Source organism: Actinomycetospora sp. (assembly GCF_036497585.1).
Taxonomy (GTDB): domain Bacteria; phylum Actinomycetota; class Actinomycetes; order Mycobacteriales; family Pseudonocardiaceae; genus Actinomycetospora.
The window spans coordinates 1-21,847 of record NZ_DASXJD010000266.1; the positions used below are offsets into that span (position 1 = coordinate 1).

Here is a 21,847-nt window from a genome sequence, read left to right on the forward strand (position 1 = left end):
CCTAGAACCCCGCCGAACCACGCCGGGTCAGCCCGGCCGGGTCGAGCACGACGATGCGGCCGCGCCGCAGTTCGAGCAGCCCGTCCGCGGCCACGGCCCGCAGGACGCGGTTCACCGTGGCCCGGCTCGCCCCGGCGTTGGTCCGCCGCAGCCGGTGGAAGGTCTCGGCGGTGAACGACCACGCCTCGGTCGCCTCCAGCGCCACCACCGACGCGCTGCGCCGGGCCCCCTCGTCGAGCAGGGCCAGTTCGCCGACCACCTCGCCGGGCCCGACGACGGCGAAGGTGACCGTGTCGCCCAGCGGCGTCGCGGCCCGCACCGCCATTCGCCCGACCTCGATGAGCAGGAACGTGTCCGCCGGGTCGCCCTCGTGGAAGACCACCTCGCGCGGCGCGAACCGCCGACGCCGCCCGCTGGCGAGCACCTGGCGCCGGTCCTCCGCCGACATGCCCGCGAGCAGCTCCACGGCGCGGGACACTATCCGGGAACCCGGACACCCGGCCGTCCACGCGCCGACGGCTCGCGGCGTCGGGCCGGCTCGGCGAGCAGCGGCGACCAGGTCCGCGCGGAGCCGGCGGCGCCGCGGACGAGCCGGTGCCCGGTCGATCACGCGGCGCGCTCCCCATGATCAACGGGCGTCCATCGTTCCGGTCGGGGCGCCGGCACAGCCGTGGCGTCCCGGTGATCATGGACCGGGACGTCCTCGATGATCAACGGTCATCTATCGGGGGGCCTGCGGGCGTGGGTGCCGCTCGCGCGTGGCGGGGGCGGTCAGGCGCCCGGCACCTCGACGGTGGTCGCCAGGACGGCGGCCTCGCGGGCGGCCTTGCGGTTGTGGGCGAGAAAGTCCGGCGCCGCGCACAGGTAGAGCGTGCGCCCGTCGCTGCCACCCAGCCCACAGGCGTAGACGCCGGTCCCGGGGGAGACCTCGTCGACGATCTCCCCGCCCTCGCGCACCCGGATCGCGCGGCCGTTCGCGCCGTCGGCGATCCACAGCGCGCCCTCGGCGTCGAGCCCGCAGCCGTCGGGGGCCACCGACAGCGAGCCGAGCACCTTCTCCAGGTCGGTGTCGTCGGGCAGCGGGCCGAACGAGGCCCAGGTGCGCCGCCGCCCGAGGCCACCGTCGTCGGCGATGTCGAACGCCGAGACGCGGTTGCCGAAGGTCTCGTCGACCAGCAGCGTCGCCCCGTCCGGGGTCACGACGCTGCCGTTGGGGAACCACAGGTCGCTCGCCGCGAGGTGGACACTGCCGTCGGGGTCGACGCGGAAGATCGAGGTCGGCGCGACCGGGGCGCCGCCCATGAGGTCGAAGCCGAAGTTACCGACCCAGCTGCGACCGTGCGCGTCGACCACCATGTCGTTCAGCTGCGCCGCCGCGACGTCGGAGAGGTCGGCGTGCGTCACGAGCGTCCCGTCGGGCTCGCGGCGGAGGATCCGCCGGTCGAGCTGAGAGACGACCAGCAGCCGCCCGTCGGGCAGCCAGCCCAGCCCGGAGGGCTGCTCGGGGACCTCGGCCTCGGTGCGCAGGTCCGAGCCGTCCTCGGCCGCGGAGTACACGCTGTGGAGGTAGAAGTCGACGAACCAGAGGCGGCCCTCGTGCCAGCGTGGGCACTCGGTGAACGACATCCCGTCGAGCACCGTGTGGACGTCGTGGCTCATGATCGGCCTCCCGTCGTCGGGGCCGCCCCGGCGCGGCCCGGCGCACCCTAGCGCCGCCGCCCGCCCCGCCGCGGGATCAGAAGCGCCGGGGGCCGAAGCGGCCGGCGAGCAGGAAGACGATCGGGAAGAACGCCAGCGCCCCGGGCTGCCCGCCGACCACGACGAGCAGGACCAGCCCGATCACCGCCACCAGCGGGAGCAGCGCCAGCGCCCCGTGGCCGTGGCGCACCGGGCGGTGGTGCACGGCCTTCTCGGTCTCCGCCGACGAGCCCGCCTCGGGGGAGAACTCGGGGTGCGGCGCGGGGAGGTCGGCGAACAGCGCCTCGAGCTCGTGACGGTAGGTCGCGGACCCGGCGGCACCGGACCGGTCGCCGTACTCGGTCACGTCCAGCCGGCCCGCCTCGAAGTGCGTGTCCAGCGCCTTCAGGGCGGCCGTCCGCTCGTCGTGACCGACCCGGAGCCCCGGCCGCTCGGCCGGCACCCGGTCCCCGTCCTCACCCATGACCCCATGGTGCGCCGCCCGCGGCGAATCCGCCGTGAGCCGGCGACGACCGGTCCGGTCACGAACCGGTCACTCCGGCACGATCACGACGATCCCGTAGACGCCCACCGGTGGGAACACCCCCAGGATCGGGCCACTCGGCGAGGTCCACGAGCCCGGGCGGCACGAGGTCGAGGCCGGAGACGCTCGCGGACAGCTCGGCGCGGCTGCGCAGCGTCAGCTCCGCGGCGCTCCCGCGCATCGCCTCGGCGACCCCGGCCAGGGCCGCGGCCAGCTCCGGGTCGTCCTGGTCGTCGCTGTTGTGGCTGAGGTCGACGACGCCGGGTGCGCCCAGCATCGAGTCGGGGTCGCGGATGTCGGCGCGGGTCACCGTCACCGACGGCAGGTCGGCGGTGATCTCCTGGGCGTGGGCCACGGCGACGGGCTCGAAGTCGACGTACGCGACGCGGGCGGCGGGGTCGATCCCGTGGTCGATCTCGTGGACGTTGCCGGCGGTCGGTACCCCCGAGCCGAGGTCGAGGAACTGGTCGACGCCCCGCGCGAGGTACCAGCGCACCATCGACCCGAGGAACGCGCGGTTGGCCTGCGCGGAGCGGGTGATGTCGGGGTAGGCCCCCATGTTGCGGGCCGCCTGCTCGCGGTCGGCCCGTCGGGGCGACTTCTGCGCCAGGATCACCGTCATGCCTGACGAGCAGCACCGCGCCCCTACGCCATACCCCGGCAGCGGTCTGGACGCCGCCGTCGTGCCGACCTTCACCGCCGAGCCCGGGGTGATGCCCAGCAATCGGCTCCCCGAGCACGAGCTGGCCCCGGAGCTGGCCCACCAGCTGATCCACGACGAGCTGATGCTCGACGGCAACGCCCGCCTGAACCTGGCCACGTTCGTCACGACGTGGATGGAGCCGCACGCCGCGGCCCTCATGGCCGCGTGCGCCGACAAGAACATGATCGACAGGGACGAGTACCCGCGGACGGCCGAGCTCGAGCGGCGCTGCAGCCGGATGCTCGCCGACCTCTGGCACGCGTCGGACCCGCTGACCGCGCCCGGCTGCTCGACCGCCGGGTCCAGCGAGGCGTGCATGCTGGCCGGGCTGGCGCTCAAGCGCCGCTGGGCCGCCCGGCTCGGCGGCGCGGCGTCGGGCCGGCGCCCGAACGTCGTCATGGGCGCCGACGTCCAGGTGTGCTGGGACAAGTTCGCCAACTACTTCGAGGTCGAGCCGCGGATCGTCCCGATGCGGGGGGAGCGCCACAACCTCGACGCCGAGCAGGCCGCCGCGCACGTCGATGAGGACACTCTCGGCGTCGTCGCCGTCCTCGGCTCGACCTTCGACGGCAGCTACGAGCCGGTCGCCGACATCTGCGCCGCCCTCGACGACGTCGCCGCGCGCGGCGGCCCCGACGTCCCGGTGCACGTCGACGGGGCCTCCGGCGCGATGATCGCGCCGTTCCTCGACCTGGACCTGGTGTGGGACTTCCGGCTGCCGCGGGTGGCCTCGATCAACACCTCGGGCCACAAGTACGGCTTGGTCTACCCCGGGCTGGGCTGGGTGGCCTGGCGCGACACCGCGGCGCTGCCCGAGGAGCTGGTCTACCGGGTGAACTACCTGGGCGACGAGGTCGCGACGTTCACCCTGAACTTCTCCCGCCCCGGCGCCCCGGTGGCCGCGCAGTACTACCAGTTCCTGCGCCTGGGCAGGGACGGCTACACCCGCGTGCAGCAGCACTGCCGCGACGTCGCCACCCGGCTCGCCGACGAGGTCGCCGCCCTCGGGCCCTTCCGGCTGCTCACCCGCGGCGACGAGCTCCCGGTGTTCGCGGCGACCCTCGACCCGCAGGTCACGCACTTCTCGGTCTTCGACGTCTCGGCGGGGCTGCGCGAGCACGGGTGGCAGGTCCCGGCCTACACCTTCCCGCCGGAGTGCGACGACCTCGCGGTCCTGCGGTTCGTGGTGCGCAACGGGCTGACCCACAGCCTGGCTGACCAGCTGCTGGCCGACCTGCGCCGGGTGCTCACGCGTCTCGACCGCCAGCAGCATCCGATGCGCGATCCCCGCACCGACAGCGCCTTCAGCCACACCGGCGCGCCCAGCCCCGGGTGAGCCGGGCCTACCGGCGCAGGCTGGAGCGTTTCGCGGTGCCGAAGGCGGCGGTGACCAGGAACAGCACGACGCCGATGACCGCGAGCCAGAACAGGCCCTTGACGACGACACCGAGGACGACCAGCACGACCCAGATGATCAGGGCCAGCACGATGAGAGCGAGCACGGCACGGCTTCTTCCCTGGTAGGGCACTGCTTCTCGACAGCGACAGCGTGACGGTTCGTCGGCGTGTCGGCCACCGCGGACGAGCGTGGGGGCGCGGCACCGGGAAGGCTCGGCGCCGTGACGAGCATGGGGGACGGCGAGGCGCCGTTGGGATTGGTCATCTCGGGGGCGGCGGCCCGCGGGCCGTACGAGGCGGGCGCCATCGCCGAGATCGTCCGGGCGCTGCCCCCGACGCGGCCGCTGGTCCTGCTGGGGACGAGCTCGGGCGCGATCACCGCTGCGCTGCTCGCGCAGTTCGCGGGGGAGGAGCGCGAGGCCGGCGAGCGGGTCACCGACGTCTGGCGCGAGGTCCACGGCGTCTACACCAACCCGCTCCTCACGCTGCCCGGCACCGGTCTCGCGCTGGGGGCCCGTGCGCTCGGCCTCCCCGGGCACGTGACGAGCGTCCTCGACGTCGGGCCGCTGCAGCAGATGGCGCGGGAGCGCTTCCACCCGGGCGAGGTCGCGGACATCGTCGGCGGCCCGCGCGTGCGGTCGCTCGGCGTCGCGGCGACGGTCGTGCCCGACCGCGGGGTCGCAGCCCGCACCCGCCTGTTCGTCGCCGGCGGGCAGCCCGACGTCGCCGAGCCGCTGCACGCCACCGACGTCGTCGCGACCCGCGTCGAGGCCGAGCACCTGCTGGCCTCGGCGGCGATCCCGGTGCTGTTCCCGCCGGTGTGGGTGCCGGAGCCGTCGAGCCACCGCGGCTGGTACGTCGACGGCGGGGTCCGGCTCAACGCCCCGCTCGACGCCGCCCTGCGCTTCGGGGTGGGGGAGCTGCTCGTGGTGTCGGGCCACTCCCTGACCCCGCCGCCGGTGCCGGCGGGCGGTGGGCCCGAGCCCGACCTCGACCGGACCGCCGCGATCTCGGTCCGGGCGGTGCTGACCGACGCGTTGGGTGACGACATCGAGGCCCTCCGCCGTCGCAACCGCACCATCAGGGAGCTGGTGGGCGACCGCCCGGTCGAGTCGCGCCACCGGCGCGTGCCGTTCCGGGTGGTCGCGCCGAGGGACGGTCAGTTGGCGTGCCTGGCCCGGGAGACGTTCGACGCCCGGGTGCGCGGTCCGTGGGACGCGAGCTGGGCCATCGAACGCCTGATCGCGGCGGGCGGGGACGGCCTCGGGCGCGACGAGCTGCTCAGCTTGGTGTTCTTCGATCCCGGGTACGCCGAGGCGCAGATCGAGCAGGGGCGGGTCGACGCGCAGGCGGTGCTCGCCCAGCCGCCCCAGGAGTGAGTGACCGTCGGCCTCCGGCCTCGTGCGTGTGTTTCCGTGCCCAGGCACGGAAACACACGCACACACGCGTCGGCGTCACCCGGCGGCGCGGCCGGGTCCCTCGAGCTCGGCCCGGACGCCGTCGAGGGTGAGGCCGCGGGTGCGCAGGAGGTCGCCGGCCATGCCGGACTGCGGGTGCAGGAAGCCCAGCAGGATGTGCTCGGTGCCGACGTAGCGTCGCCGCGCCCCACGGCCTCGCGCAGGGCGAGCTCGAGGGTCTTCTTAGCGTCGACCGTGGACCGGAGGTGGCCCCACGCCCGACGGCGGACGCGGCGCCCGGCCGCCCGCGTGCCCTCCAGGGCGCCGGGACCGAACGGGTGTGTCCCCCTCAGACGAGTCCTCGGCGGTACTTCTTGTGCACCGCCTGCCGGCTGACGCCGAGGGCGTCGGCGATCTGCTGCCAGGACCAGCCCAGTCGTCGGGCCCGCCCCACCTGCAGCTCCTCGAGGGACTCGGTGAGCGTCCGCAGGGACGCCACCGCTGCCAGTCCGACCGCCGGGTCCGTCGAGGACGCCGACGTCGCCACCGCCACCGCATCAACCACATCTGTCAACCTAGGATGACAGCGCGGCGCCTGTCAACTCGCGTTGACAGCGACCACCACCGCCGAGTGGTCCCCAATGCTGCTCGGAGGCGCGGTGCGCAGTGCGGGACCGCTCGGTGAGGGAATCGGGGTGCCACACGCGGCGTTCTCGCCGGCGAAAGTTGAAGCATCAACTCGGAGGGAACGCGATGACCACCCGCACGATCGCCGTCCTGAGCGCCGGGCTCGGCACGCCGTCGGCGACGCGTCTGCTGGCCGACCGGCTCGCGGCCGCCGCCACCGCGGCGGTGCGCGAGCGCGGGGACGACGTGCACGTCGAGGTCGTCGAGCTGCGCCAGCACGCCCACGACCTGACCTCCACCCTGCTCACCGGGTTCGCCCCGCCCGCGCTGGCCGAGGTGATCGGGACGGTGACCCACGCCGACGCGGTGATCGCGGTGACGCCGGTGTTCACCGGCTCCTACAGCGGCCTGTTCAAGATGTTCTTCGACGTGCTGGACCCGAAGGCGCTCGTCGGGACCCCGGTGCTCGTCGCCGCGACCGCGGGCACGCCGCGCCACGCCCTCGTGCTCGAGCACGCCATGCGCCCGCTGTTCGGATACCTGCGCGCCGTCGTCGTCCCGACCACGGTCTTCGCCGCGGCGCAGGACTGGGGCGCCGGCGACGGCGAGCTGACCGAGCGCATCGACCGCGCGGCCGGTGAGCTGGCCGACCTCGTGATCGGCGCCGGGACCCGTCGTCGGGACCCCGACGACCCGTTCGCCACCACGCCCTCCTTCGAGGCACTCCTGGAGAAGATGACCACATGATCGAGACGATGACCCCGGACCGTCGCTGGGACCGGGCCACCTTCCACGCCGAGCTCGGCCAGTGGATCGAGGCCGCCGAGGTCCTCGGCGACCTCGTCGCCGACGAGCCCGACGCCACCGCCGCCCGGCTCCTGCTCGCCCGCGCCTACTTCCACTCCGCCCAGCTCGGGCGGGCCGAGGCGCAGGCCCGCGAGCTGGTGACGGCGAACCCCTCCGACGGGTACGCGCAGCTCCTGCTCGGCCGCGCCCTGGCCCGGCAGAGCCGCCACGACGAGGCGGCCGGGCCGCTGAAGCTGGCCGCGGCGCTCGGCGTCACCTGACCGCCCAGTCCAACGTCGTGGTGTCGAGGGAGTCCAGCAGGTCGAACTGCGGACCGGTCCTCGGCAGCTCGAACCGGAAGAAGTACCGGGCGGCGGCGCGCTTTCCCTCGGCGAACGCGCCGCCGCCGTCGGTGCCGTCCCGGCCATCGACGGCGAGGAGCTGCTCGAGCCAGATCCACGCCGCGACGACGTGCCCGACGGCCTCGAGGTAGACGCTGGCGTTGGCGAGCGTGACGTCGGCGTCGCCGGCGGCGTGCAGCGTCGTCGTCGTCTTCTCGACCCGGACCAGCGCCGACTCCAGCGCCGCGGCGTACTCCGGGTGCGCCTCGGCGCGGGCGATCGTGGCGCGGACCGTAGTCAGCAGCAGCTCGAGGCCGGCCCCGCCGCGCATCACCGCCTTGCGTCCGAGCAGGTCGATGGCCTGGATGCCGTGGGTCCCCTCGTGGATCGGGTTGAGGCGGTTGTCGCGGTAGAACTGCTCGACGGGGAAGTCCCGGGTGTAGCCCGACCCGCCGAGCACCTGGATCGCGAGGTCGTTCGCGGTCAGGCACCACTGCGAGGGCCAGCTCTTGGCGATCGGGGTGAGCACGTCGAGGAGCAGCGCGGCCCGCGCCCGGGCCTCGTCGTCGGGAGCGGTGTCCTTGTCGTCGACCAGCCGCGAGCAGTAGAGCCCGAGCGCCATCGCGGCCTCGGCGTAGGTCTTCTGCGCGAGGAGCATCCGCTTGACGTCGGGGTGCTCGGCGATCGGGATCATCGGGGTCGTGACGTCCCGGCCGCCCACGGCGCGGCCCTGGGTGCGGGTGCGGGCGTAGTCGAGCGAGTGCAGATAGCCGGTGACGCCGAGCGCGGCCGCGCCCATCCCGACGCCGACCCGCGCCTCGTTCATCATGTGGAACATCGCCGCGAGCCCGCCGTGCTCCGCGCCGACCAGGTACCCGACGGCGCCGCGGCGCTCGCCGAAGTTGAGCAGCGTGTTGACGGTGCCGCGGTAGCCCATCTTGTGGTTGAGCCCGGCGAGGGCGACGTCGTTGGCGCTGCCGTCCTCGAGGTAGCGCGGGACCGCGAACAGGCTGATGCCCTTCACCCCGGGCGGGCCGCCGGGGATCTTCGCGAGCACCAGGTGGACGATGTTCGGGGTCAGCTCGTGCTCGCCGCCGGAGATCCACATCTTGGTGCCGATGACGCGGAACGACCCGTCCTCGGCCGGCTCCGCGCGGGTGGTGATGTCCGCCAGCGACGAGCCGGCCTGCGGCTCGGAGAGGCACATCGTCCCGGAGGCGCGGCCGTCGAGCATCGGGGGCACCCAGGCGTCGACCTGCTCGGGGGTGCCGTGGGCCAGCAGCAGGTTGACCGCGGCCGTCGTCAGGAACGGGTAGGACGCGGTGCCGATGTTGGCGGCCTGGAACCACGCCAGCGCGGCCCGGGCGACGGTGAACGGCAGCCCGGTGCCGCCCTGCTCGGCCGGCACCGAGGCGCCGATGAAGCCCGCCTCGGCGAAGGCCTCGATCGCCTCCCGGACGCCGTCGACGACGACCACCCGGCCGTCGGAGAGGTGGGGCTCGGCGACGTCGGCGGCGCGGTTGTGCGGGGCGAACCGCTCGGTGGCGATCTGCTCGGCGAGCTCGAGGACGGCGTCGACGGTGTCGCGGTCGTGCTCGGCGAAGGCCGGCCGGTCGAGGAGGTCGGCGACGCCCAGCCAGTCGTGGAGCAGGAACTCGAGGTCGTCGCGCGACAGGATGCGGGATTCGCTCACGGCCCCCAGCGTCGCACGGACCCGCCGGTACGAAAGGCCGCGAGGCGCCGTCCGGACCGTTCGGCATCGGGCAACAGGGGACTGGATCACCCACCGGCCGCGCGGCAGGCTCACGGTCGTGGCCACCTCTGGGTTCCGCGTCGTGCTCCTGCGTCACGGCGAGACGCACGGTTACTTCGACGACGTCGGGCTCACCGAGCTCGGCGAGGCCCAGGCCCGGGAGGCCGGACGGGCGCTCGGGAAGGACCTCGCCGCGACGCTGACGGCGGGGGAGCGGGTCCGGCTCCCGCACGCGCCGACCGCCCGCGGCACCGCCACCGCGGTCACCCTGCGCGCGGGCCTCGTCCAGGCCCTCGACGAGGAGCTCGGGTCCGGGCACGGCATCGTCCTCGGCGACCTCGAACCCGATGCGCACTTCGACAGCCTGCAGTTCCTGTACGACGGCGAGGCGCGCGAGTCGTCCGGGGTCGCGGCGCGGCGGCTCGCCCTGGACCCGGAGCAGCCGACGCCGGACTGGGCCCTCGAGTACGACCGGTTCGACGCGAACTACGGCGAGGCCTCCAAGACCGGCGGTCCGATCGACCGGTGGCTGACGTCCACGACCCGGCACTTCGAGCCGCCGCAGCTCGCGGTCTACCGGCTCTGGGCCGGTATCGAGGCGCTCGCGGCGGAACCCGGGCGGGGGCGGGTCGCCCTCGTGAGCTCGCACTCCGGGCCGATGCGCGCGTTCGTCGCCGCCGCGATCGGGCACGACCCGGGCGAGCCCGCGAACCTCGAGCAGGTCGACGTCCGCCTCGACGGCCCGCGGGCCACCGTCGGCTTCCGGGGGCACGTCGTCGCCGTCGACGTCCCGACCGTGATCCCGCCGTGGATCGACCCGGCCTACCTGCACGGGAGCCGGTCCGCGCATCGCCCAGATCAACGCTGACACAACTCCGTCGCGCACCATTGACCGGAGTTCCTGGCGATCATCGAGCACTACCGCAGGCCTGACGGTGCTGAGCGAAGGGCCGTTCGGTCGATTAGACCGGCCGGGGGCGCCCCTCGCCGGAACGACACCCTCACGAGGTGACGGCGGCGCGGACCGCCCGCTCGAGCAGGTCGACGCCCGGGCCGAGCACCGCCTCGTCGATGTCGAAGCCCGGGGTGTGGTGCGCGCCGGCGAGGTCCGACCCGATCGCGAGGTAGGTGGCGACCCCGCCGCGGGACTGCACGCGGCACATCAACGCGGTGGCGTCGTCGCTGGCCACGCCCAAATCGGCGGTCGGCACGACGACGTCGAGACCCGTCGAGCGCGCCGCCTCCGCCACCACCTCGGAGGCGGCCGGGTCCCCGGTCGCCGTCGGCACCGTGCCGATCTGCTCGATCTCCACGCGGCACCCGTAGGTCGCCGCCGCACCCTCGAGCATCGTCCGGACCCGGGCCTCGATCTGCTCGTTCACCGCGCCCGCGTCCGCCCGGGTCTCCAGCAGCACCGTCGCGCGGTCCGGGACGATGTTGCTGACGGTCCCACCGTGCAGCGCGCCCACCGCGACGCGGGTCTCGTGCCCGGGGACCGGCGGCATCGTGTGCACCGCGAGGGTGGCCGCCGCGGCGGCGAGCAGCGCCGAGCGGCCCTCGTGCGGGGCCATCGCGGCGTGCGCGGCGCGACCGTGGAAGGTCACGCGCAGCTTGGCGTTGGCCAGCAGCCCGTCGACGGCCGCCGCGACGCTGCCGCTGCGCAGTCCGATCCCGAGGTGGGCGGCGAGCAGCACGTCGACGTCGTCGACCACGCCGGCGGCGACCATCGCTGCGGCCCCGCGCCCGCCCTCCTCGGCCGGCTCGAGAACGATCGTGACGCGGCCGTCCGGCGGGTCGGCGGTCAGGCGTTCGGCGAGCTCGACGGCCATCCCGACGTGGCCGTCGTGCCCGCAGGCGTGCATCACACCCTCGCGGGTCGACCGGAAGCCGGCCGCGACCGGCGGGTGCCCGGACTCGGCCGACTCGACGATCGGCAGAGCGTCGGTGTCGGCCCGCAGGGCCACGCGACGTCCCGGTCGCCCGGAGTCGAGGGTCGCGACGACGGCCGTGCGCCCGCCCCGCATCGGGGCGAGGAAGCGGTCGTCGCCGGCCCAGGACCCGTCGCCGGTGGCGGCGGCGAAGGCCGCGGCGAGGACGTCGTCGTCGGGGACCCCGAGCCGGGCGCCGGGGTCGAGCGCCTCGTCGCCGGTGCGCACCTGCCAGCCCAGGTCGGCGAGTCGCCCGGCCACGCGCGAGGCCGTCCGGAACTCGGTGAACCCGACCTCGGGGTGGGCGTGCAGGTCGCGGCGCCAGGCGACGGCGGTGCTCGACGTGCTCATCCGGTCATGGTGCCCGCGTCGAGGTCGTCACGGGACGGATGTCGGCGGCCGGGTCCAGGATGGCGCGGTGAGCCGCGTCCTCGTCGTCGACGACGACCCCCACCTGCTGCGCACCCTGCGCATCAACCTCACCGCCCACGGCCACGTCGTCGTCCCGGTCGCCACCGGGGCCGGGGCGCTGCGCGCGGCCGCCGACCGGCCGGCACCCGACGTCGTCGTGCTCGACCTCGGCCTGCCCGACCTCAGCGGTCTCGAGGTGCTCGAGGGCATCCGCGGCTGGAGCTCGATGCCGGTGATCGTGCTGTCCGCCCGCAGCGACGCCGGCGACAAGGTGGCGGCCCTCGACGCCGGCGCGGACGACTACGTCACCAAGCCCTTCGGCATGCCCGAACTGCTGGCCCGCATCCGGGCCGCCGTGCGGCGGGCGGCGACGGTCGCGGGTGAGGGCGAGCCGCGGGTGACCACACCGGACTTCGAGGTGGACCTCGTCGCGAAGAAGGTGGTGCGTCGCGGGCCGCAGGGAGGAGGCACCGAGGTGCACCTCTCCCCGACCGAGTGGGGCGTGCTGGAGTACCTGGTCCGCCACCCGGGGATGCTGGTCACCCAGCAGCAGCTGCTGCACGAGGTGTGGGGCCCGGCCTACGGCACCGAGGGGCACTACCTGCGGGTCTACCTCGGCCACCTGCGCCGCAAGCTCGAACCGGAGCCGTCGCGGCCCCGGTACCTCCTCACGGAGCCGGGGCGCGGGTACCGGTTCGAGCCGCAGGGGTCCTGAGAGGGCTCCGGACACACGGAACGGCGGCGGCACCCCTGGGATGCCGCCGCCGTCGGAGTGGTGCGGGACCTCAGCGGATCCCGGCGATCTCCTGTGCCAGCGCGGCGTGGCGGGTCTGCGCCGCCGAGACCACGCTGTGGCGGTTCTTGTTGGCCTCCTCGTAGTGGATGACCTTGTTGAGGTCGTCCACCTTTTCGAGCTGCTTCGCCGCGTTGGCGGCGTCGGAGGCCGAGAGCTTGTCGTAGTCCGCGATCGGCAGCTCGGACGCGTGGAGCGTGCCGAGCCGGGCGCGGGCCTCGTGGACCGAGCTCGCCGTGGTGGAGTCGCCCTGCTTGCGGGCGACCTGCTCGGCGCGCTCGAGCGAGGCGTCCCGGCCGGTGACGAGCACGTCGCGGGCGTTCTCGCTGAACTGCGCGGCCTTGCCGGCGACCTGCGTGACGCCGGCGCGGACCTGGTCACCGGTGTCCTGGACCCGGCCCAGCGCACGGTTGACCTGGTCCCGGGCGAAGCGCACCGGGTAGTTCACCGCACGCGTCACGCCGCCGGCGACCGCCTGGAACGGGGTCGCGCGCAGCGCGGGCGGGCCACCGAGGGCCTGCTCGGCCAGGACGGTGGTCAGCCACTCGACGGTCGCGCTGTGCGCGCCGATCAGCCGCTCGGCCAGCTGGCTCGTGGACTTCTCGTGCGCGGCCTCAGCGAGGGCGCGCAGGTAGGTCGCGCGGTCGTGGAGCTGGTGCTCGAGGATCAGGTCGCCGAGGAGCGCCTCGTCGACCGGCTCGGCCTGCTCGAACGTGCCCTTGACGAAGGCGGCCACGCGGCCGACCAGCGGCGAGACGACGTCGGCGACGCCGCCCAGACGCTGCAGCTCCCGGGTGATCTCGGCGGTCCGGCGCTCGGCGTTCTCCGCGTTCTCCGTCAGCTCCTTGCGGACCGCGTCGGTGCGGGCCTGGGCGACGCGGATGCGGGCGATCTGCACCTCGGTCTGGGTGAGCTGGAGCAGCGAACGGAGCTGACCGATCATGGTGGCGTGTGCAGCCAAGGTGACTCCCATCGTTGGTGATGTCCTGGGTGCCGTCGGGGCATCGGGGTCAGCCACACCGACGGCGTCGTGGGGGCTGGCTACCCGCGGGTCGCGGGTGACTCCACGTGACACGGCACACGGTCGCCCGACGAACGGTCTATCCGCAGTGCCGAACGGCCGCCACGGAGCGACGGAAGGTCGCTCTCACCCCACGACGCGGGCCAGCAGGAAGCCGTCCCAGCCCTTCGCGCCGACCGTCTGCAGCGCCGTCGCCTCCAACCGGGGGTCGGCCGCGACCAGCTCGGTGACCTCGCGGGACCCGACGGCGTTCGCGGACGTGTCGGCCGGGTCGGCCACCGCGCCGTGGCGGACGACGTTGTCGACGACGATCACCGTTCCCGGGCGGGAGAGCGCGAGGGCGGCCCGCAGATAGGTGGGGTTGGAGGGCTTGTCGGCGTCGATGAAGACGAGTTCGAAGGGTCCCTCCAGGCCGGGCAGCGTGTCGGCCGCCCGACCGACGACGACCTCGACCCGGTCGCCGATGCCCGCCTCGTCGAACACCGCCCGGGCGACCTCCGCGTGGTGCGGGTCGACCTCGAGGGTGACCAACTGGCCGTCGTCGGGAAGTGCCCGCGCGATGACGGTGCCGGAGTAGCCGCCGAGCGTGCCGACCTCGAGGACCCGTCGGGCTCCGAGCATCCGCACCAGCAGCCCGAGGAACGCGCCCTGCAGGGGCGAGACCGCGATGTCCGGCAGGCCCTCCGAACGCGCCCGCTCCCGGGCCCGCGTCAGCACCGGGTCATCGATCCCCAGGGTCGTCTCGAAGTACGCGTCCACCTCGCCCGGCTCGGCCACGATCCCCATGGTGCGCTTCGCGCCTGTGAGCAGAAATCCGTCCTCTGACACGGATTTGTGCTCACGTGCCCGGAGGGCACCAGGTGATCCGCTTCGGACGGCGAGGCGCGAACGTCCGGACCTTCGAGGTCGTCAGGCCGAGGCGGACCAGGGACTCGGCCACGGTCACCGCCGCGGGCACGCCGTCGACCACCGGCACCCCGGCCCGGTCCCGGACCGCCTCGGCCAGCCCAGCGCCGCCCCAGGTACATCGCCGTCGAGGCGGCGGCATCGGTGATGTCGACGACCGGCACGTCGAGCACCTCCTGCAGCGCCTCCCGCCCGTGCTCGCCGAACCCGGCCTGGACCACCGCGTCGTAGGGGCCCTCGTGGTGGCGCACCGCGTCGAGCACCCCGAGGGCGGCCAGGTGGCTCTCCAGGTTGCCCTCCACCGACTCGGCGCCGAACCGCGATCGCCGCGACCGCCGTGGGCGCCGTGCTCGCGATGCTGCTGGTGCTCCTGGGCTCCTCCGACGTCGCCGCGTTCTCCTGGTTCCTCGGGGCGGGCGCGGCGTTCCTCGTCGACTGGGGGCTGAGCCGGCGGACCGCCGCCCCGGAGCAGGAGCCGGCCGGGTCGTGACGCTCGCCGAGAAGACGCTGGTGCACCGGGAGGCGGTCGAACCGGGGGCATGAGCGTCTCCTCGACGGCGCCGGGCGCGCTCAGGGCGCCACCCGGCGCGCCAGGCCGGATGCGGTCACGGAGCCCTCCCAACAGGCGAGAAGTGAGTTCGCATCCTGGGAAGCGTGCTAGCGGGGCAGGTAGCGTCGTGGACGTGAGTACGGCAGTCGGAATCCCGCCCCTCGAGGACACCTACGCCCGGGCCGTGCCCGACCTCGTCGTCCCCTGGGCCGCGGCCCCGGCGCGCGACCCGCAGGTCGTCGTGCTGGACGAGCAGCTCGCGGCCGAGCTGGGGTTCGACCCCGCGACGCTCCGGAGCTCGGGGCTGCTCGTGGGCCGCGTGCCCGAGGGCGTCGACACCGTCGCGCAGGGCTATTCCGGGCACCAGTTCGGGATGTACCAGCCCCGGCTCGGCGACGGCCGCGCGCTGCTCGTCGGCGAGATCGTCGCCCCCGACGGCTCCCGCCACGACCTGCACCTCAAGGGCTCCGGGCGCACCCCGTTCGCCCGTGGCGGCGACGGCAAGGCCGCACTCGGGCCGATGCTGCGCGAGTACCTCATGGGCGCGGCGATGCACGCCCTGGGCATCCCGACCAGCCGTGGCCTCGCCGTCACGACCACCGGCGAGCAGGTGCCGCGCGACGCCGGGTCGCTGCCCGGCGCCGTGCTCGCGCGGGTTGCATCGAGCCACCTGCGGGTCGGCACCTTCCAGTACGCCGCGGCCGCCGGCGGCCCCGACCAGCTGCGCGCCCTCGCCGACCACGCGATCGCGCGGCACCACCCGCAGGCCGCCGACGCCGAGTCGCCCTACCTCGAGCTCTACCGTCGCGTCGTCGAGGCACAGGCGTCGCTGATCGCGCAGTGGATGCTGGTCGGCTTCGTCCACGGCGTCATGAACACCGACAACACCACGATCTCCGGCGAGACGATCGACTACGGGCCCTGCGCGTTCATGGACCGGTTCGACCCGGACACCGTCTTCAGCTCCATCGACCACGCCGGGCGCTACGCCTACGGGCACCAGCCCCCGATCGCCCGGTGGAACCTCGCGCGGCTCGGCGAGGCGCTGCTGCCGCTGATCGACGAGGACTCCGAGACGGCGATCGCGCAGGCCACCGAGGTCGTGCAGTCCTTCGCCGCGCGCTACGACGCGCACTTCGGCGCGGGCATGGCGGCCAAACTCGGGCTCGCCGAGCCCGACGACGGCCTCGTCGCGGACCTGTTCGCGCTCCTGCACGCCCAGCAGGTGGACTGGACTACCTTCTTCCGCGCCCTCCCGCGCGGGCAGGCACGGGACCTCTTCCTCGACCGCGAGGCCTTCGACGCCTGGGCCGCCCGCTGGGAGGCCGCGCGCGACCCCCAGGCCGACCCGGACCAGGTCAACCCGCTCTTCATCCCGCGCAACCACCTCGTCGACGAAGCGCTCACCGCCGCGGAGAAGGGCGACCTCGCGCCGTTCGAGCGGCTGCTCGACGTCGTCTCGCGGCCCTTCGAGGAGCGGCCCGGCCTGGAGCGGTACACCGAACCGGGCAGCGGCCCGTTCGTCACCTACTGCGGGACCTGACGCGGTGGGCTCGACGGTGCGCGAGGTCCGCGCCCGGGCCGTCCTCGCGCCGCTCGACCCTCCGGTGCAGACCGCGAGCGGGGAGGTGCCGAACGCGCCCCTGGTACTGGTCGACGTGACGACGTCGGAGGACGTGGTGGGGCACGCCTACCTGTTCTGCTACACGCCGGCGGTGCTCCCCGCGCTGACCAGCCTCGTCACCGAGCTCGGCGCCGCGGTCGTCGGCGCCCCCGCCGCGCCCCGCGCCGTCGAGGCCGACCTGCGGGTACGGCTGCGGCTGCTCCGCCCGCAGGGACTGGCCACCATGGCTATCTCGGGCATCGACATGGCGTGCTGGGACGCCCTCGCCCGCCGCGTCGAGCTGCCCCTGGTCCGGCTGCTCGGCGGGGAGCCGGGAGCCGGGAGCCGTCCGGGCCTACGGCAGCCTGCGCTCGATGGCGCCGGACGACGTCGGCGCCGAGGCCGCCGGGCTCGCCGAGCTCGGGTTCGGTGCCTACAAGGTCAAGGTCGGGTCGGCGGGGCTCGCCCGCGACCGCGAGGTGATCCACGCGCTGCGCGACGCCGTCGGGCCCGACGCCGACCTCGCGATCGACTACAACCAGACGCTGCCCGCGCCCGAGGCCATCCGGCGCATCCGCGCCCTGGCCGACGAGCACCTGCTCTGGGTCGAGGAGCCGACCCGCGCCGACGACGCCGTCGGGCACGCCCGCATCCGCGCGGCGGTGTCAGCCCCGATCCAGCTCGGCGAGAGCTGGTGGGGCGTCGACGAGATGACCGCGAGCCTCCGGGCGGGCGCGGGCGACCACGCGATGCTCGACGTCGCTCGCATCGGCGGGGTGACCGGGTGGCTGCGGGCCGCGCCGCTGGCCCACGCGGCGGGGCTCCCGGTGTCGAGCCACTTCTGGCCCGAGGTCAGCGCCGCGCTCCTCACGGTCACGCCGAGCGCGTTCCTCCTGGAGTACCTCGACGTGGCGGCGGGCGTGCTGGCGTCCCCGGCCCGCGTCGTCGACGGCGCGGTGGTCCAGCCCGACGAGCCGGGCAGCGGCGTCGCCTGGGACGAGGACGCGGTCGACGATCACCGCGCCTGACCGGCGAGGATCCCGACGACGACCCCGACGACGGCGACCAGTGCCGCGGCCGCCCCGAGCAGCGCCGGCAGGCCCACGACGGGGATGAGGCTCCCGACGACGACGGGCGCGACGATCGCACCGACCGCGCCCACCACCATGGCGACGGAGAGCGCCCGCCCCGGGTCGGCGGGCGCCACCGCGGCCGCCCACACCGCGAGGACGGCGGCCCCGACGAGGTAGACCGGGGCGAAGACGGCCGCGGCGAGCAGCACGATCACGGGGGAGCGACCGCCCACGGCGAACAGCGCCAGCGAGATCCCGAGGACGACGAGGCAGCCGGCCGCCACCCGGCGCGGGCCGAGCCGCCCGGCGAGGATCCCGGTTGCGAGCCCCGCGAGACCGAGCACGCCGATGATCACGTAGAGCACAGGGCGGGCGTCGGCGGCCAGCCCTGCGGCGCGCGCGACGTCGGCGGCGTAGGTGAACCCGAGCGCGACGGCCGCCTGATAGACCACCGCGAACAGCGCGGGCACGGCGAGCCGGGCCCACGGCAGGGCGTGACCGCGCCGCCCGGTCCGGCGGTCGACCGCGGGCACCCACGCCAGGTTCAGCGCCGCCGCGGCCACCGACGCCAGGGCCACCGTCGCCCAGACCACCCGCCACTGCTCGCCCGCCAGCACCGCAACCACCCCGGTGAGGACGAGGCCGCCGGAGGTCCCGGTGCTGATCGCCGAGACCAGGCCCGGGCGGACCCACGGCCGTGCCAGCGCCGCGGCCAGGTCGGAGTACGGCGCCCACACCCATCCGGCCGCGCTCCCGGCGAGCACGGCACCCGCGGCCAGGACCCCCGGGGAGGTCGCGAGCACCACGAGCAGGGCCCCGAGCGCGCCGCAGAGGCCACCGAGGGTGGTCGGGGCCCGGGGTCCCCGCCGGGAGGCGAGCAACGGGGCGCCGACGATGCCGGCGAGGAACCCGGCGAACGTCCCGCCCGCGATGGCGCCGAGCAGCGGGTCGGAGAGCCCGGTGGCCGAGAGCGTGGGGTCGTGGCGCAGCGCGGGCAGGGTGAGGCCGAAGGTGAACCGCGCCATCCCGAACGCGACACCGACGACCCCCGCGCCGGCCAGCGCCAGACGTCTCTCCCCGGGCTGCACGCCCCGATCCTCCGCGACGGCGGCACCCGGGTGTGGGTCACCCGTCCCGGGGGTGCCCGTCCCGCCCGGGAGCAGTGCCGCTGGGGCGTGCACCCTGCAGGGCTTCCCCGCTGTGCGCTGGGTCGGGGCCGGCGAAGGCGTGCTCCGGGCGGATCGCGGCACCGCAACTGCTCGTCGGTCCGGCCGCCGCACTCTGAACCCGGTTCAGCCGACCAGCCCCGAGATGCCCCGCACGACGAGGTAGACGCCGGCGGCGGCGGTGATGCCCGTGACGACCGCCCCGCGGTGCCGGGCGATCGCCGCGGTCACCCGCTCGACGACGGCCGGCATGACCTCCGGACGCAGGGCGGCCCCGACCACGGCGGCGATCGGGATCGCGAACCAGAACGCGTTGTAGAGGCCGACCTGGGCGAGGGCCCGCGGGAACCCCGCGTTCTCGGCGACGATCGCCGCGAGCGCCGCCAGGTAGAAGACCCCCGGGAGATGGGTGAGGACACCCGCGACCCCGGCCACCGTCACGGTCGGGTCCGACATCCGCCGCCCGAGCGCCCTCCGCCGCGGGGACGGGCCGTCGTCACCCTCCCGGCCGTCCGGGCCGACCGGGCCCTCTCGTGGCCCGACCGTCGCCCGGTACCCGGCGATCCCGAGGGCGAGGACGCCCAGCACGATCGCGGCGATCGCGTGCGCCGTGGTCGTCGTGTGCGGCGGCGGCGCGGCGACCTGGACCAGGCTGACGGCGGCGATCCCGACAGCGAGGGTGAACGCCACCCCGACCAGCAGGTAGGCACCGAGCAGCCGCCGCGGCTCCCCGGCGCCGAGCAGCGCGTAGACCGCGGCGAGCGAGGTCGGCCGCACGACGCTGGCCAGACCGAGGACGACGACGTCGACGTTCATCGGGACGGCACGCTCCCGCGGTTCACGGCGCCGGCGTCACGAGGGGACGGCCGCGTCCGGGTCTCCACCGGTCGCGGGCGGCGCTCCGTCGGCGACGCGGTCCCGCTTCCGGCGGCGCCGCCCCGGCTCCTTCGGCGGGGAGGGCTCGGCGCCGAGCAGCGCCTCCACCCACTGCGCCCGCGGGTCGGAGTCCACGAGCACCGCCTTGAGCAGCAGGGTCACCGGGATGGCCAGCAGGGCGCCGAGCGGCCCCAGGACCCACGCCCAGAACAGCAGCGCCACGAAGGTGACGGTGGCCGAGATGCCGACGGAGTCGCCGACGAACCGGGGCTGGATCAGCGACTGGATGACCAGGTTCAGCACGCAGTAGAGGACGACGACGGCGAGGGCGGGCTCCCAGCCGCCGGTGAGCAGGGCCAGAAGGGCGGGTGGCACCAGGCCGATGATGAACCCGATGTTGGGGATGAAGTTCGTGATGAACGCGACGACGCCCCACAGGAGGGCGAGCGGGATGCCCAGGACCGCGAGCCCGATGGTGTCCAGCACCGCGACGATGAGCCCGAACACCGCGGTGACGACGAGGTAGTTCCGGGTGCCGTGCGCGAAGTTCTCGAGCGCCCCGGTCATGTGGGGGCGCTGCCGGGAGATCATCGTCATGCGCCGGGCCGTGCCCCCGGACTCCGCGGTCAGGAACAGCATCAGCGCCAGGATGAACAACAGGCTCGCCACGAACGAACCGACGCCCGAGAGCACGGTGCCGATCTCCCCGACGAGCTTGCCGAGGTCGGCCGACCCGGCGGTGGCGCGCGCCTGCGTCGGGTCGAACCCCAGCTTCTGCAGCGCCGCCCCGGCCTGGGCGACGAGCTGCTGGCTCTTCCCGGAGTTCTGGGCGAGCAGCGCGGCCAGCTGGCTCACCGAGGCCACCAGGAACAGCGTCAGCACCACCAACGATCCGTAGATGACCACCACCAGCGACAGCACGGCGGCCCAGCTCGGCCAGCCCCGGCGCTGCAGCCACGTCTTGATCGGGTAGACCGCGATCACGATCACCAGGGCGAGCAGCAGCGGTCCGAGCAGCCACGACGTCGCGTACATCCCCGCGGTCGCGACGACGGCCGCCGCGGCCCCGAGCAGGATCACGACCCCGCGCGGGACGCTCGGGTGGCCCGCCTCGTCGACGGCGGTGGGGCGCGTCTGTGGAGCAGGGACCTCGGCGTGGCCGTCACCGGCGGCCATCGGTGCCCTCGTCCCCCCCGTGCAGCATCGCCGCGATCTGGCGGCTGGGCCACCAGCCGTTCAGGGCCACCACGGCGATCGCGAGCAGGGCGATGACGAACGCCTGGCCCACCAGGTCGAGCCAGAGCAGGCCGACGACGAGGACGAGCGCGATCGCCGTCGTGGCCATGCCCCGGCGGCGGGCGCTGAACCCGTGCCGGAAGCGGCGGGCGAGGCCCGGGTCGTGCTCGGCCAACGACCGCTCGGTCTCCGCGAGGACCCAGCGTTCGGTGTCGTCGAGTGGCATCGCCGGCTCCTTCCGCCTCCGCACGGGGGGAGGTCCGAGGTCGCCGGCGGGACCGCGCCGGCGCGTCAGGGTCCAGGACAGTCCGATCGGCGCGGCGTCGCCAGGGTCGAGCAGCCCGGACACCCCGGGACGTCCGGCAGGTGCCCCGCGCCCGTCACACGCTCTCGGCACCGTCCAGGGCGGCGGCGACGATGCCGTCGGCGTCGATGCCGTGAAGGGCGTAGGCGCCGGCGAGGTCGGAGGACTGGCCGAAGGTGGTGACGCCGAGGTGGCGGGCCCGGACGCGGTGCACCCCGGCGAGGAACGCGAGGGTGTGGGGGTGGCCGTCGAGGACGGTGACCAGCGGGGCGGCGCGGTCGGGCGGGAACGCGGCGTCGAGGACCCGGCGGTCGCTGCCGGGCTGGCCCTGGGTGGCGCGGAAGAGCAGATCGGCGCTGGTGACCACGACGACATCGGCGGGGACGCCGAGCGCGTCGAGCCGGTCGGCGGCGGCGAGCGCGGCCGGCACCGTCGCGCCCTGGGCGGCGAGGGTGACCCGGGCACGGTCGGCGGCCCGGCGCAGCAGGTAGCCGCCGGCGACGACGCCGCGGCGGCGCCGCTCGCGGGCGGCCGGGTCGGTGGGGACCGCGGCGAGGGCCTGGTCGACCGGGGCGGTCGAGAGGCGCAGGTAGGTCGAGGACCCGTCGGGCCGACCGAGGCGGCTCAGCCCGTCGAGCAGGCACCAGGTGACCTCGACGGCGAACGCCGGCTCGAAGGCCACGCAGCCGGGCTGCTCGAGCCCGATCGAGGGAGTGGTGATCGACTGGTGGGCGCCGCCCTCGGGCGCGAGCGA

Annotated in this window: 24 protein-coding genes and 3 pseudogenes; 10 read left to right on the forward strand and 17 right to left on the reverse strand. The window is 74.9% G+C overall.

The features are described 5' to 3' along the window. Nucleotide 1: 1 nt before the first annotated feature. The 4 genes from VGH76_RS27085 to VGH76_RS27100 all read right to left on the reverse strand — a co-directional run bounded on the left by VGH76_RS27085 (nt 2) and on the right by VGH76_RS27100 (nt 2,843). Nucleotides 2-466, reverse strand: a complete 465-nt coding sequence (locus VGH76_RS27085) for a Crp/Fnr family transcriptional regulator (RefSeq protein ID WP_331559873.1) — start codon at nt 464-466, stop codon at nt 2-4. Nucleotides 467-771: 305 nt separating this feature from the next. Beyond that, nucleotides 772-1,659 (reverse strand): SMP-30/gluconolactonase/LRE family protein, encoded by an 888-nt coding sequence (locus VGH76_RS27090; protein WP_331559874.1) that lies wholly within the window; start codon nt 1,657-1,659, stop codon nt 772-774. Between the two features lie 76 nt (nt 1,660-1,735). Continuing rightward, a complete protein-coding gene (locus tag VGH76_RS27095; protein WP_331559875.1) occupies nt 1,736-2,161 on the reverse strand; it encodes a DUF1707 domain-containing protein in 426 nt (141 codons plus the stop codon). Nucleotides 2,162-2,219: 58 nt separating this feature from the next. Beyond that, the gene (locus VGH76_RS27100) at nt 2,220-2,843 is read right to left on the reverse strand and encodes an SAM-dependent methyltransferase (RefSeq protein ID WP_331559876.1); all 624 of its coding nucleotides are present in this window, start codon (nt 2,841-2,843) and stop codon (nt 2,220-2,222) included. Between VGH76_RS27100 and VGH76_RS27105 the strand changes: the two genes are divergently transcribed. Then, complete coding sequence (locus VGH76_RS27105; protein WP_331559877.1) at nt 2,842-4,260, forward strand: glutamate decarboxylase; 1,419 nt, start codon at nt 2,842-2,844, stop codon at nt 4,258-4,260. The genes VGH76_RS27100 and VGH76_RS27105 overlap by 2 nt on opposite strands. A gap of 7 nt (nt 4,261-4,267) precedes the next feature. On the opposite strand, the gene VGH76_RS27110 is transcribed toward VGH76_RS27105, so the two are convergent. Then, nucleotides 4,268-4,426 carry a hypothetical protein gene (locus VGH76_RS27110; RefSeq protein WP_331559878.1) on the reverse strand — a complete coding sequence of 53 codons (159 nt, stop codon included), beginning with the start codon at nt 4,424-4,426 and terminating at the stop codon, nt 4,268-4,270. Between the two features lie 126 nt (nt 4,427-4,552). Here VGH76_RS27110 and VGH76_RS27115 point away from each other — a divergent pair, with 126 nt between their 5' ends. Next, the gene (locus tag VGH76_RS27115) at nt 4,553-5,701 is read left to right on the forward strand and encodes a patatin-like phospholipase family protein (RefSeq protein ID WP_331559895.1); all 1,149 of its coding nucleotides are present in this window, start codon (nt 4,553-4,555) and stop codon (nt 5,699-5,701) included. A 75-nt stretch (nt 5,702-5,776) separates the two neighbouring features. Here VGH76_RS27115 and VGH76_RS28115 read toward each other — a convergent pair. Further along, nucleotides 5,777-5,905: pseudogene (locus VGH76_RS28115) on the reverse strand (Clp protease N-terminal domain-containing protein); the annotation flags it as partial. A 163-nt stretch (nt 5,906-6,068) separates the two neighbouring features. After that, entirely contained in the window at nt 6,069-6,284 is a 216-nt protein-coding gene (locus VGH76_RS27125) for a helix-turn-helix domain-containing protein (RefSeq protein WP_331559879.1), read from the reverse strand. 188 nt (nt 6,285-6,472) lie between these two features. On the opposite strand from VGH76_RS27125, the gene VGH76_RS27130 reads away from it, so the two are divergent. Both VGH76_RS27130 and VGH76_RS27135 read left to right on the forward strand, forming a co-directional pair. Beyond that, a complete protein-coding gene (locus VGH76_RS27130; RefSeq protein ID WP_331559880.1) occupies nt 6,473-7,093 on the forward strand; it encodes an FMN reductase in 621 nt (206 codons plus the stop codon). Then, nucleotides 7,090-7,413: a tetratricopeptide repeat protein gene (locus VGH76_RS27135; RefSeq protein WP_331559881.1), complete on the forward strand. Its 324-nt coding sequence runs from the start codon at nt 7,090-7,092 to the stop codon at nt 7,411-7,413. Before VGH76_RS27130 ends, VGH76_RS27135 begins: the two co-directional genes overlap by 4 nt. Here VGH76_RS27135 and VGH76_RS27140 read toward each other — a convergent pair. Further along, nucleotides 7,406-9,166: an acyl-CoA dehydrogenase gene (locus VGH76_RS27140; RefSeq protein ID WP_331559882.1), complete on the reverse strand. Its 1,761-nt coding sequence runs from the start codon at nt 9,164-9,166 to the stop codon at nt 7,406-7,408. The two genes, VGH76_RS27135 and VGH76_RS27140, sit on opposite strands and share 8 nt — an antisense overlap. Before the next feature lie 118 nt (nt 9,167-9,284). On the opposite strand from VGH76_RS27140, the gene VGH76_RS27145 reads away from it, so the two are divergent. Further along, on the forward strand, nt 9,285-10,094 hold the full coding sequence (locus VGH76_RS27145) for a hypothetical protein (protein ID WP_331559883.1): 810 nt from the start codon (nt 9,285-9,287) through the stop codon (nt 10,092-10,094). 133 nt (nt 10,095-10,227) lie between these two features. On the opposite strand, the gene VGH76_RS27150 is transcribed toward VGH76_RS27145, so the two are convergent. Beyond that, nucleotides 10,228-11,505, reverse strand: coding sequence for an amidohydrolase (locus tag VGH76_RS27150; protein WP_331559884.1), 1,278 nt, complete (start codon nt 11,503-11,505; stop codon nt 10,228-10,230). 67 nt (nt 11,506-11,572) lie between these two features. On the opposite strand from VGH76_RS27150, the gene VGH76_RS27155 reads away from it, so the two are divergent. Continuing rightward, nucleotides 11,573-12,280 carry a response regulator gene (locus VGH76_RS27155; protein WP_331559885.1) on the forward strand — a complete coding sequence of 236 codons (708 nt, stop codon included), beginning with the start codon at nt 11,573-11,575 and terminating at the stop codon, nt 12,278-12,280. Nucleotides 12,281-12,350: 70 nt separating this feature from the next. On the opposite strand, the gene VGH76_RS27160 is transcribed toward VGH76_RS27155, so the two are convergent. The 3 genes and pseudogenes from VGH76_RS27160 to VGH76_RS27170 form a co-directional block, all read right to left on the reverse strand. Next, nucleotides 12,351-13,319 (reverse strand): ferritin-like domain-containing protein, encoded by a 969-nt coding sequence (locus VGH76_RS27160; protein ID WP_331559886.1) that lies wholly within the window; start codon nt 13,317-13,319, stop codon nt 12,351-12,353. A gap of 186 nt (nt 13,320-13,505) precedes the next feature. After that, on the reverse strand, nt 13,506-14,156 hold the full coding sequence (locus tag VGH76_RS27165; protein WP_414637828.1) for an O-methyltransferase: 651 nt from the start codon (nt 14,154-14,156) through the stop codon (nt 13,506-13,508). 61 nt (nt 14,157-14,217) lie between these two features. Further along, nucleotides 14,218-14,605, reverse strand: a pseudogene (locus tag VGH76_RS27170) (aspartate/glutamate racemase family protein); the annotation flags it as partial. Between the two features lie 17 nt (nt 14,606-14,622). Here VGH76_RS27170 and VGH76_RS27175 point away from each other — a divergent pair. The 4 genes and pseudogenes from VGH76_RS27175 (at nt 14,623) to VGH76_RS27185 (ending at nt 17,466) form a co-directional block, all read left to right on the forward strand. Further along, nucleotides 14,623-14,775 carry a hypothetical protein gene (locus VGH76_RS27175; RefSeq protein WP_331559888.1) on the forward strand — a complete coding sequence of 51 codons (153 nt, stop codon included), beginning with the start codon at nt 14,623-14,625 and terminating at the stop codon, nt 14,773-14,775. 193 nt (nt 14,776-14,968) lie between these two features. Then, on the forward strand, nt 14,969-16,378 hold the full coding sequence (locus VGH76_RS27180) for a protein adenylyltransferase SelO (protein WP_331559889.1): 1,410 nt from the start codon (nt 14,969-14,971) through the stop codon (nt 16,376-16,378). 64 nt (nt 16,379-16,442) lie between these two features. Continuing rightward, nucleotides 16,443-16,703 (forward strand): annotated as a pseudogene (locus VGH76_RS28120) (mandelate racemase); the annotation flags it as partial. Nucleotides 16,704-16,812: 109 nt separating this feature from the next. Then, the gene (locus tag VGH76_RS27185; protein ID WP_331559890.1) at nt 16,813-17,466 is read left to right on the forward strand and encodes an enolase C-terminal domain-like protein; all 654 of its coding nucleotides are present in this window, start codon (nt 16,813-16,815) and stop codon (nt 17,464-17,466) included. Here the strand turns inward: VGH76_RS27185 and VGH76_RS27190 are convergent. The 5 genes from VGH76_RS27190 to VGH76_RS27210 all read right to left on the reverse strand — a co-directional run. Continuing rightward, nucleotides 17,454-18,599: an MFS transporter gene (locus tag VGH76_RS27190; RefSeq protein WP_331559891.1), complete on the reverse strand. Its 1,146-nt coding sequence runs from the start codon at nt 18,597-18,599 to the stop codon at nt 17,454-17,456. The genes VGH76_RS27185 and VGH76_RS27190 overlap by 13 nt on opposite strands. Nucleotides 18,600-18,803: 204 nt before the next feature. Further along, a complete protein-coding gene (locus VGH76_RS27195) occupies nt 18,804-19,493 on the reverse strand; it encodes a GAP family protein (protein ID WP_331559892.1) in 690 nt (229 codons plus the stop codon). Between the two features lie 36 nt (nt 19,494-19,529). After that, nucleotides 19,530-20,729 carry an AI-2E family transporter gene (locus VGH76_RS27200; RefSeq protein WP_331559893.1) on the reverse strand — a complete coding sequence of 400 codons (1,200 nt, stop codon included), beginning with the start codon at nt 20,727-20,729 and terminating at the stop codon, nt 19,530-19,532. Continuing rightward, nucleotides 20,716-21,015 (reverse strand): DUF3040 domain-containing protein, encoded by a 300-nt coding sequence (locus tag VGH76_RS27205; RefSeq protein ID WP_331559894.1) that lies wholly within the window; start codon nt 21,013-21,015, stop codon nt 20,716-20,718. The genes VGH76_RS27200 and VGH76_RS27205 overlap by 14 nt, the downstream gene beginning before the upstream one ends. Before the next feature lie 154 nt (nt 21,016-21,169). Beyond that, on the reverse strand, nt 21,170-21,847 hold a 678-nt coding region (locus tag VGH76_RS27210), incomplete at its 5' end, for a transketolase-like TK C-terminal-containing protein (RefSeq protein WP_414637829.1).